This window comes from Thermus arciformis, assembly GCF_900102145.1.
Classification (GTDB): domain Bacteria; phylum Deinococcota; class Deinococci; order Deinococcales; family Thermaceae; genus Thermus; species Thermus arciformis.
In genome coordinates this window covers 1-9,580 of the sequence record NZ_FNBC01000053.1, presented here as the reverse complement: position 1 = coordinate 9,580, position 9,580 = coordinate 1, and the positions used below count along the sequence as shown (strand labels likewise).

The following is a 9,580-nucleotide window of genomic DNA, read 5'->3' as shown; positions in this document are numbered from 1 at the left end:
CCGGGTCCTTGCCCAGGACCCCGAGACCCTCAGGCGGCACACCCTGTTCCACTGGTGGCCTAGGACGAAGGAATTAGCATAAAAGGGTATGATAGCCACCAGCTTGTGGACACCACTCCGCCACGTGCTGGACGGCGAAAACCCCGATTTTTGGGGGGGCCCTTGAGTCATCCGCACTCAACCCTGTCCCCGCATCCGCTTGAGCCAGTTGGCGGCCGTGGTGGGGCTCACCCCCGCTTCCCTGGCTAGGGCCCGGGCGGTGATGGCCTCGTTCCGGCTCTGCAGGCGCTTCAGGGCCTCCGTGAGCTTCTCCTCGGCCTCCTGCCTGCGCCGGGATCCGCACTGCTTTTCGCCTTCTCGAAAGGGCCCAGGTAGGGGGCCTAGGCCGCCGCCTCGAGGAGGTGTTGCAGGAAGGCCCCGCCTCGTCTGGCGTACCCCTCCCGCACGGCCGCCCGGGCCCGGTGGTAGGCGTGCACCAGGGCGTGGGGGCTGAGCTTCCCCTCCACCACCTTCCAGAGGAGGCCCGCGTAGAAGCGCCGGGAGTGGGGGTCGCCCAGCTCGTGGGCCATGCGCTCGGAGAGGAGGTCGATGACAGTGGGCCGGTCCTGGGCCTCCATCTCCGCCAGGAGGAAGGCGGCCTCTATGGTGGGGTTCTCCGTGGGGGCGGGCCGCAGAAAGTCCAGGGCGGGCACCTCCCGGATCCCCAGGGTCCACTTGACCAGGAGCTCCAGGGAGACCCGCTCGGGGCGTAAGCGCTCCGTCTGGTCCCCCTTCTTTCGCCGCTTGCCCTTGGGGTAGATGACCCGGAAGGCGGTCCTGCCCTCCTCCAGGTCCTTGGCCATGTCCCGCCAAGGGTGGGTGAGGTCCCCGTGCTCAAAGCGGGCCCGCCCGGGCTTGAGGCGCACGGCCCAGACGGTGCCGGTGTTGAGGTTCTGCGCCTCCCCGCCCCGCACCGCCGTGGCCACGTGGGTCTTGCTCCGGATGAGGCCGGCCTCCTCCAGGGGGGCCGCCCAGCGCCAGACGGTGGTGCGGTGCACCCCGAGGAAGGAGGCCACGAGGTCCACGGGGAGGTGGAAGACGGCCTGGCCGGCCTTCCTGGCGGCCTTGGGGCCAAACCTCTCCCGGAGGTAGCGGCGGCCCAGGGCGGCGAGGAGGAGGAGGAGGCGGAGGGGGCCTGCCTCGAGGCCCTTCTCCTCGGCCAGGGCCAGGAGGTCCTGGAGGGCCTGATGCCTGGGGTCGTCCTCGGGGGTCTCGGCCAGGGTCTGCTGGAGGAGGCGCCTGACCCAGGCCAGGGCGCGGTTTTCTCCGTCTTGGACGGTCATCATCGGCTTTGGGGTTGCCGTGCAACATTCATTGTCCCAACGCCCCAGCGTAAAGCCGGAGGGGGGACAACGCCCGCCAGCCGCCTCGAGGGGAAATTCAAGGTGGTCCACCTTTGGGGGAGTAGAAACTGAATGTTGCACGGCAAAAGTGCCCTCCTGGACGGCGCTCCCGGAAGAGGGGGGTGGAGCCTCCGGGGCCGGGGAAGGGGGGGCCTCCTGAGAGGTGGGGGCCTCCGCCTCCCCAGACCGGGCCAGGGCCAGGGCCTCCTCGGGATCCAGGCCGTGCATGGCGGCCCAAAGGCGCAAGGCCCTCTCCCCCAGGGCGCGGTCCTTCTGGAGGAGGTTCAGGATGCTGGCAAGGGTTTTACGGGCTTCCTCGTTATGAAAGCTTCCCGGCCGGATTGGAGTTTCCACTCTTGCCTCCTTCCTCCCGGCCGGGTTAGGATGGAGGCCTCCTGGCGGGGAGGTCTCGGCCTAACTGGCCGGGGCTTCTTTTTGCATGATACCGGCCGGTCCATGAGTTTCGCCGGCCGGCATAGGGCGCTCACCCCAGGAGCCTGCGGATCCACTCCCGGCGGGCCTCCTGGTAGGCCTCACGCTTCGTGGGGGCCCGGACGAGGATGGGCCCTCCCGGCCCCTCGGCGCTGGCGATGTACCCCTCCCCCTCGGGATCCCGGGCGGCCGAGGGGGCCCCGTACCGGTCCCACCCCTCGGCGATGGTCTCGGCGATGAGGTCCAGGAGGCCCTCCTCCCACTCCTTGGGGGAGAGGGCGAGGGGATGGCGGCCGTACCGCTGGCGCAGGTAGGTGCAGAAGGGCCCCAGGTCGGGGTCCCGCTCGGGGTCGGGGAGAGTCTGGGCCAGGGCCCAGAGGACCCCGGCGAGGCGCCGGATCACCCTCCGCCCCCCTTCCGGTGGGCCTCCCACCACTCCCCGAGGGTCCGGGGAGGCTCCTCGGGGTAGAGGCGCATCCCGATGGGGGAGAGGGGGGCCTTGGGCCACTCCTCCACGGCCTTCCGCCAGGGCGGGGCCTTCCATTGGCCCGAGGGATCCCGCAGGTGCCGGTCCCCCCAGAGCTTCTGCACCCTGCGGCGGATCTCCTGGACCTGGCTCCACACCCCGCTGAACATGGGCAGGTTCCCCAGGGCCTTCATGTGGCCCACGAGGGCCCTCCAGTCCCCCTCGGCGGCGTAGGCCAGGGCCTCCTCCAGGAGGGCCCGGTGAAAGGAGGGCTCCAGGAACCAGGTCCACCGCCCCCGCTGGTCCTTCCGCAGGACGTACGTGGGCTTCCACTCCCCCTCCCGCCAGGCCACCCAGTAGAGGGGGCGCTGGGGCTCGGGGGAGGCCTCCACCCGCCGCATCCCCTCCCCGGGGAGGGGGTGCGGGGCCAGGAGCATGAGGGGCCAGGTGGGAGGAGGGTTCTCCGGGGGCATCACGCTCACCGGGGCCAGGAGGAGGTGGGCCACGGGGAGGCGGGCCTCCTTCCGAATGGCCCGGGCCTTGGGGGCGATGAGGACCGCGTATTTCTCGTCCAGCTTCTTCACGGCGGCCAAGATTTTCTCCACGGGGACCGTCTGGACCTGCCACCAGGTGTACCCGTCCCGGCTCACCAGGCGCAGGGCCTGGGCCAGGAGGGCCGTCTGGCCTCTGAGGAGGGGGTAGTCCTCGGGGTCGGTCATGGCGGTCTACTCCTGGGCGGCCCCGGAGAAGAGGGGGGGCGTGTCGGAGGGGGGCGTGTCGGAAGGCTCTTCGGGTTGCTCGTTAGGCGGCTCTTGCGCCTTCTCTTTTGTCGCCCTAGCTCGGTACTCCTCCGCAAGCATCGTCAGGGCCTCTCGGGCGAGCTCGGAAAGCGTCATACCGTGCTCCCTGGCGAGGGCTTCCAGGGCGCGGTAGGTGTCGGGATCCAGGCGCAGGGTAAGCCGCTCCTCAAGGCGGGGCTTGGCCTTCTCCTTTAGGCGCTTCTCCAGGCGGGACAGGGTGGACATGGCGGCCTCCTTTGAGGTGTAGGGTAGCGCGGGGGGCGGGGGATTGTAAAGAGGATGCCCTTTATTTCACGCGTTCCCGGGCGTTCCCTGGCTCTTAGTGAGGTTCCTTTGGGCGACCCGCTTGACCTGGGGCGGGGGGGCCGCGTAGGCTGGTGGTGAACCCTAACCCGGGTGGTGCCGGGGCCGGACAAGTAGCCTAGGAGCTGCCACTCCGAGGGCGAAGGCCGGGTGAGCCGCGTGCCGGGGGAAGTCCTGGCTGGCGCGGCACCAAACGCGGCGCGTTGGAGGCACAGCCTCCGGCTCGACCGCAATCCACATACCCCGAGGGATCGGGGGCGACGGTTGGGCGACCCGGAAAGGGTCCTGGGGGGTCAAAACCCCCAGGGCTGACCGCGGGAAACCCGGTGAAAGTCCGGGCCACGGGATGGGGTGAACCCATAGCCCCATCACGTGTGCGGAGCAGGCCGGTGCTGAGGGTGCCGCGAGGCACCAGGGGGCTGAGGGAGACTGGAGGCCCCGCTGACCCGGGACAACCGGGGGCGCACGACAGCTAGGCCTGTAACGGGGGGGGTGCGACTCCCCCTCTGCTCCGAGCCCCCCGCCTGGGGTCCGTGAAGTCCTGGCCGTGCCCGGAGTACCCCGAGCTCCGGAACCTCGTAGGGGGAAAGGGCCACGCAAGCGGCCAGGGCGTAGCGAAGGCGGGAAGGTGGCAGGTACCGCGGTCTAACGGGGGAACCTCTCGGCCTGGACCCCGGACCTGTGGCAGCAGGGACGAAGGGGGACAGGTGAGCCGTGGGGAGTAGCCGTGCGGCGTACGGAGGCCAGGCCTCCCGAGGCGGCGGCGAAAACCCGGCGCGCGAGAGGGGGAGACTGCCCGAGTACGAGGGGGGAAGCTGCGGTGGGGGCCCCGTACCCGCCGTGGTGGAACCTGGCCTAAGGGCCTAGGAAAGGGCAGACCGGCTTACCCTGGGGCTTCCACCCCAGGGGGCCTCGGCACCGCTTCGGGGGCGGGGGGCAACCCCTGCCCCGACAACCGGGAGAGGGATCCCGAGGGGAAGGTGGAGTACCTGAGGGTGTCGGAAGTTCTGGGGCGTGAAGCCTCAGGTGTCGCAGGAAAAGGCGCTTGGCCCCCACCGGGGGAGGCCTCCGGGAGGAGGCGGATCCCGGCTACAACAGGGGGAGGCGTGGCGGCCACGGGCCTATCCGTGGCGGCGACCGCCAGGCGGCGTCCCAAAACGCCAGGGGGCGACAGGGCCGAGAAGGGGTTGACCGGGAGGTCGGCCTGGCCGAGAAGGTCGCCCCGAGAGGGCGCAGCGGGAGTCGCCGTGGTCCCCCGGCCTCACAGGGGGGGAAGGGAACTGCCAGAGTGCCGGCTGGCCGCGGGCCTCAACGCGGTGGTGGCCACGGGCCTAACCGTGGCGGCGAAGGCCGGCCAAACGGGCCAGCCACGGCGTCCTCCGGCCGGACAGGAGGGGGCGTTCCCGGGCCCAGAAACCGGGAGATGGGAAGCCCGGAGCTCCCCGCGGGGGGTTCCCGGGCGGTGGCCGGAAGGGCCTGCGGGCCCGGAAGGACACGAATCTCAGGGCGAGAAGCCCACCCTTACAGGGGGACACCCTTATCCCCCACCCCCGGCTGACACCTCAGCCGGGGTTTTCTGTTTGCCCCTCAAGCCGCCTGGAAGGCCCCTGGAAGGCCGGGGAAGGGGTGGGGGGCTACTTCCCCTTGGCCCCTCCGGGGGGCGGCCTTCTAGGGCCCTCAGGGGCTGGCCTCACTCGGCCCCCGTCGCTGAATGCCTCACTCTAATGGTTCAGGTACCACTCCAGGGTCCTCAGCACCCGGCTGTAGGAAACCACCACCTCCTTGTCCTCGGAGAAGTCGGAGCCGAAGAGGGGGAAGGCGGTCGGGTCCCGGTAGGGGGCGTAGACCGCCCAGAGGCTCGGGGGGTTCTCCAGGAGGTAGGCCAGCTCCTCAGCCTCCTTCTGCCGCACCCTCAGCAGGCTGCCGAGGGCTTGGGCGGTGCGCGCCAGTTGCAAGGCGTTCAGGTAGGCCTGGCGCTTCTCCAGCGGCACCCGCACCACCACGCGGTACCTCCCGAAGAGCTTCCCCCGCACGTAGAGGACGTCCTCCTCCCGCTTGATCTCCTCCTTGGAGTAGGTGAGGAAGGGCCGCAGCTTCTCCGCCTTGGCCTCCACCTCCTTGCGGGCAAAGGGGTTCTCCAGCTCCAGGGGTCCGTAGAGGACGGCGTAGAGGGGCTGGGCGCGCTCCTTACCGTAGAAGGTCTCGGTGTAGGGCCCTTCCTTCACCTCCCCGAAGAGGACGGGCAGGTCCACCTCCGCTATGGGCTTGAGGAGGAGGTCCACGTCCTCTTCCAGGGTGTTGACCTTGTACGGTGGGGCCTTCGGTTTTTCTGGGGCCTGGGCCTCCTGGGCCGGCTTCGCCTCGGGCTTGGTCCCCGCCGGAGGCGTGGTGGCCGCCGGGGCGCAGGCCGCGAGGAGCAGGGCCAAGGAGAGAAGCGCCGCCGTCTGTTCTTTCCTCATACCTCACCTCCTACCACTTCCTGAAATATACCCGTTAAACCCGATGGATTCGGATTCTCCCGGGCCTCCGCCAGCAGGTGGAGCCTGGTGCCCAAGGCCCGGGCATAGAGGACAAGAAGGGAGTCCAGGTCAAGCCCGGACCAGACCGGAGCCCTGAGGTGGGCGGGGCCTTCCAGGTGGACCCGGTGGAGGGGCCAGGGGGTGGGGTCCACGGGGTCCAGGGTAAGGGGCCGGACTGCAAAAGGATGCCCTTCCCTCCCTCCGGGATCCCCGGGGGGTGGGTTGCATAAACCCCGCTTTCTCCCCCGGGATCCCCGGCAAGCCTATGCGGTCCGGGGGGTCATTTTGGGGTATTTTCGCCCTCCCCTGCGTGTCCCCTGCGCGAAGGTTCGCCTTCGCGCAAAGAGGGCCTAGGCCCCCGAGGCCTCCGCCGGCAGGGGAAGCCCGGTGCCTAGGGCCTGGGCGTAGAGCACCAGGGGGTCCAGGTCCAGCCCCCCGGGCCAGACCGGGGCCCCGAGCTCCGGGTCCACCCGCACCTGGGCGAAGAAGCCGGGATCCCGGAGGCGGGAGAGGAGCCCGGGAAGCTCCAGGGCCGAAAGGTCCACCACCCCCTCCTTCCCGTCCGAGAAGCGGAGCCGGAGCTTTAAGACCTCCAGGGGCCTGGCCTCCACCACTTCCACCACCATCCCCTCCAGACTACTCCAGGGGTGGGATGGGCCTCAGGGGCTCGCCCCGCCGGGCCCGCTCCCAGTTCTCTAGGAGGGCTTCCCGGTGCAGGGAGGCCCACTCCACCACCAGTCCCAGGGCCCTGGGAAGCCCGGGGGAGGGGCAGGAGGCACTCCCCTTCGGGTGGAAGGCCTTCTAGGTCCCTTAAGGACCGGGAGAAGAAGGTAACTTGGGGCGATGGTCCGTAGGCGGGAAGTGGTCATCGGCCCCGACCGGCGCCTCCGGGTCACCTTGGAGGTGGAGCGGGGGAAGTTGCGCTCCTGGGCGGTGCAGCTGGAGTGGTGGGACCCCGAAGACGGCCGCTGGGTCTGGGTGGCCCGTTACGACACCGCAGGGGGCAGGGCCCACCGGGACCGGAACCGCGTCGCCGCCCACGAGCCCGTGGACCTTCCCGAGGATCCCGGCAGGGCGGCGAAGGTGGCGGAGAAGGAGCTCTCCCAGCGGGCCGAGGAGTACATTGAGGCCTACCGGGCCGCCAAGGCCCAGGGGAGGTAAGCGTGGTGAACCCCGCGGAAAGGCTGGCCGAGCTGGACGGGATCCTCATGGACCACCTCCTGGAGGCAGGCCTCCTCCAGGAGCTCCCCGAGGCCTACCGCCTGGTCCTCCTCCCCCTGGACGAGCCCGAGGTGGCGGCGAAGGCCCTGGCCTGGGCCCGGGAGGCCCCTAACCCCGAGGGCTGGCCCCTGGTCTACGCCCTCTTCCTGGAGGGGAGGCCCGTCCGCCTCCTCCTGCCGGGCAGGGAGGTGGAGGTGGCCCCCAGGGCCGCCTAGGGGGGCGGGAGAGGCCCCGGAGAGCTCCGAGGGAGGAAGGGCAGGCGCAGGACCGCCTCTCCCAAGCCTCCCCCACTCCACCACCCCCAGGACCAGGACCAAGCCCCAGGAGGCGGGGAGGAGGTGGGGCCTCCGGGCCATGAAGCGCACCACAAGGGGCCTCACCGGGAAGCCGCACCCGCGCCCCCTTCCATGGCTCACCAAATTCTCATGTTGGAGAGCAACAGTTAGGGTATAGGTGGAATCAATCACAAACCGACCAAAAAGATAATGCTCGTTTCTTCCGCAGCTCGTGTGAGTCGGGTCGTTGGTATGACGCTTGAAACCCTTCTCGCTGCGAACACCGCATATGAGGAAGCCATCATTGCAGCATTTAACGGTTCGTACGACGAGGCACTTTCTCACCACAACCAGAGCCTGGACCTTGCGGCAACCGCAAAGCAGCGCTTGCGCGACATTGATGCTGCTTACACCATGATGCTCGAAGACATCGCTATTGAGAAATATCCGGGTAACCCGCTGGCTCCAAAGCTCGAACCTGATGTGCTTCGCAAAGAGCTTTCAGGAAAGGTGCTACTTGATTTGAACACAGTTCTCTTTGATGAAATGGCCAGTGCGATCAAAGCACAAAACCTCGTGGAAACCTTCAAGAAGGAACAGGCGCAATTCGCCAAAGTCAAGGAGTACTTTGGACCCTACCTCGATGCTCTAAGGGAATCCAAGGATCGGCTCGAGAGCAGCGCGCACGATCCCCGGGTTTGGGTACGGGCGGTGGATGACGGTGAGGTTCCCATACGCTCCACATACCTCGCCCTTCTGACGGGTTTCCTGGGGGCCTTTCAGCGATTTGTCTACAGTACGGCGATTTCGACGGATCTCTACTACAAGACTGAGGGCCGTGGCGGTCTCATCAACGAAGGGGCAGCCGTACGTCGTTGAAGCTAAAGGTGTCGTGAAAACCTACCCCGGGGGGACACCTGCCCTCCGGGGAGTAGATTTTTTCCTGCGGACGGGGGAGCGGGTAGTTCTCCTCGGTCCGAACGGGGCAGGCAAGACCACGTTGGTGAAGATCATCGCTGGGTTGGTGGAACCAGATGCCGGCGAGCTTAAGGTGTTCGGAAGCCGCCCTACTCCGGGCAAACGGCGCTGGCTAAGCTTTCTTTTTGAGGAGGCCGAGAACCTCTACGGATACCTGACAGCCTGGGAGAACTTGCTTTTTTACGGCAGGCTCGCGGGTGTCCCCGAACGCACCATCCGTGAGAAAGGCTTAGAGTTGCTGTCCGCGTTTGGTCTGGGGGAAGCGAGAGACCGGTTGGCCCAGAACCTCTCGCGTGGACAGAAACAGCGACTCGCCCTTGCCAGCACCCTGATACAGGAAGCTGCGGCCTATGTCCTCGATGAACCGACCTTGGGGCTCGATCTCCAATCGCAAAACGACCTCATTGCGCGTATCAAGGAACTCCCCACGGTTCTCATTACCACGCACGACCCGGTTTTGGCCTGGGAAGTTGCCGACCGTTTCATAGTGCTGAAAGGAGGTGAGGTTCGCGAGATCGCGGTTCGTTCGGATCTCGCAGCCAAAGGGGTCCATGACCCAGAAACGCTCCGGAATTGGCTTTTGGAGGTGTACCGGTGACTCCCCTTTTTCGCGCTTTTCTGGCACGCAGCTTTGCCCTTCAGAGGCGCTATTTTACCGATTATGCGCTTGGACTTTTAGTGAAGGTGTTTTTCTTTACCGCCATTCTGTATACCAGCCAGGGGTATTCAGCGCGACCGGCCTACGTAGCCGGATTTTTACTCTGGTATCTCGCCGCGCACTTGCTGGCAAGGATGGCCAACTTCTTTCTGGAGGAAGCTTATCTGGGCACGCTAGGCCGGTTGCTCGCCTCGCCCCACTCCCCCGCGGCCCTTGTCGTTGCGCTCTCCCTCGCTGAGCTTTCGATGGCCCTGCCCTGGGTCGCTGCCCTAGCAGTTTACGCTAGGCTGAGCGGTGTTTCGCTGGCTGGCCTCGGGCCGGAAGCGCTGGCCGCCAGCTTGCTGGCGCTGACAGGCGTTTGGGGGCTCGGCCTTTCGTTGCTCGCAGCCTCACTGCGCTACAAGCAAGTGGGGAGCTTTACCGAGATGCTCACCTTTTATCTTCTCCTTTTCCCCCCTTTCGGATATTCAATGCATACCCCCTTGACAAGCCAAAGGAAAAGGGGGCGCTTGGTGAGCTGTGGAAAAACACCAGACGCCCCCTTCC

Annotated in this window: 11 protein-coding genes; 5 read left to right on the top strand and 6 right to left on the bottom strand. The window is 67.5% G+C overall.

Features of this window, described 5'->3' with window-relative positions:
• Positions 1–380 precede the first annotated feature (380 nt).
• The 6 genes from BLP62_RS12460 to BLP62_RS12435 form a co-directional block, all read right to left on the bottom strand.
• Complete coding sequence (locus tag BLP62_RS12460; RefSeq protein WP_153184278.1) at positions 381–1,322, bottom strand: hypothetical protein; 942 nt, start codon at positions 1,320–1,322, stop codon at positions 381–383.
• 544 nt (positions 1,323–1,866) lie between these two features.
• Positions 1,867–2,217, bottom strand: a complete 351-nt coding sequence (locus tag BLP62_RS12455) for a hypothetical protein (RefSeq protein ID WP_029765893.1) — start codon at positions 2,215–2,217, stop codon at positions 1,867–1,869.
• A complete protein-coding gene (locus tag BLP62_RS12450; RefSeq protein WP_093008635.1) occupies positions 2,214–2,999 on the bottom strand; it encodes a hypothetical protein in 786 nt (261 codons plus the stop codon). The genes BLP62_RS12455 and BLP62_RS12450 overlap by 4 nt, the downstream gene beginning before the upstream one ends.
• Positions 3,000–3,005: 6 nt before the next feature.
• Positions 3,006–3,305, bottom strand: coding sequence for a ribbon-helix-helix protein, CopG family (locus BLP62_RS12445; RefSeq protein ID WP_029765889.1), 300 nt, complete (start codon positions 3,303–3,305; stop codon positions 3,006–3,008).
• Between the two features lie 1,799 nt (positions 3,306–5,104).
• Positions 5,105–5,842: a hypothetical protein gene (locus BLP62_RS12440; RefSeq protein WP_093008634.1), complete on the bottom strand. Its 738-nt coding sequence runs from the start codon at positions 5,840–5,842 to the stop codon at positions 5,105–5,107.
• Positions 5,843–6,252: 410 nt separating this feature from the next.
• The gene (locus BLP62_RS12435) at positions 6,253–6,528 is read right to left on the bottom strand and encodes a DUF2442 domain-containing protein (RefSeq protein WP_015618050.1); all 276 of its coding nucleotides are present in this window, start codon (positions 6,526–6,528) and stop codon (positions 6,253–6,255) included.
• A gap of 217 nt (positions 6,529–6,745) precedes the next feature.
• Between BLP62_RS12435 and BLP62_RS13860 the strand changes: the two genes are divergently transcribed.
• The 5 genes from BLP62_RS13860 to BLP62_RS12410 form a co-directional block, all read left to right on the top strand.
• The gene (locus BLP62_RS13860; protein WP_093008633.1) at positions 6,746–7,063 is read left to right on the top strand and encodes a DUF7718 family protein; all 318 of its coding nucleotides are present in this window, start codon (positions 6,746–6,748) and stop codon (positions 7,061–7,063) included.
• A gap of 5 nt (positions 7,064–7,068) precedes the next feature.
• On the top strand, positions 7,069–7,338 hold the full coding sequence (locus tag BLP62_RS12420) for a DUF5647 family protein (RefSeq protein WP_011279290.1): 270 nt from the start codon (positions 7,069–7,071) through the stop codon (positions 7,336–7,338).
• Positions 7,339–7,650: 312 nt separating this feature from the next.
• Positions 7,651–8,277 carry a hypothetical protein gene (locus BLP62_RS13660; protein ID WP_011279291.1) on the top strand — a complete coding sequence of 209 codons (627 nt, stop codon included), beginning with the start codon at positions 7,651–7,653 and terminating at the stop codon, positions 8,275–8,277.
• A gap of 13 nt (positions 8,278–8,290) precedes the next feature.
• On the top strand, positions 8,291–8,974 hold the full coding sequence (locus BLP62_RS12415) for an ABC transporter ATP-binding protein (RefSeq protein ID WP_011279292.1): 684 nt from the start codon (positions 8,291–8,293) through the stop codon (positions 8,972–8,974).
• Positions 8,971–9,580, top strand: a 610-nt coding sequence (locus tag BLP62_RS12410; protein ID WP_218121488.1) for a hypothetical protein, incomplete at its 3' end; no start/stop codon positions are given. The genes BLP62_RS12415 and BLP62_RS12410, both read left to right, overlap by 4 nt.

Coding starts and splice junctions, on each gene's coding strand:
- BLP62_RS12460 (WP_153184278.1), bottom strand. CDS start 1,322: ATGACCGTCCAAGACGGAGAAAACCGCGCCCTGGCCTGGGTCAGGCGC.
- BLP62_RS12450 (WP_093008635.1), bottom strand. CDS start 2,999: ATGACCGACCCCGAGGACTACCCCCTCCTCAGAGGCCAGACGGCCCTC.
- BLP62_RS12445 (WP_029765889.1), bottom strand. CDS start 3,305: ATGTCCACCCTGTCCCGCCTGGAGAAGCGCCTAAAGGAGAAGGCCAAG.
- BLP62_RS12440 (WP_093008634.1), bottom strand. CDS start 5,842: ATGAGGAAAGAACAGACGGCGGCGCTTCTCTCCTTGGCCCTGCTCCTC.
- BLP62_RS12435 (WP_015618050.1), bottom strand. CDS start 6,528: ATGGTGGTGGAAGTGGTGGAGGCCAGGCCCCTGGAGGTCTTAAAGCTC.
- BLP62_RS13860 (WP_093008633.1), top strand. CDS start 6,746: ATGGTCCGTAGGCGGGAAGTGGTCATCGGCCCCGACCGGCGCCTCCGG.
- BLP62_RS13660 (WP_011279291.1), top strand. CDS start 7,651: ATGACGCTTGAAACCCTTCTCGCTGCGAACACCGCATATGAGGAAGCC.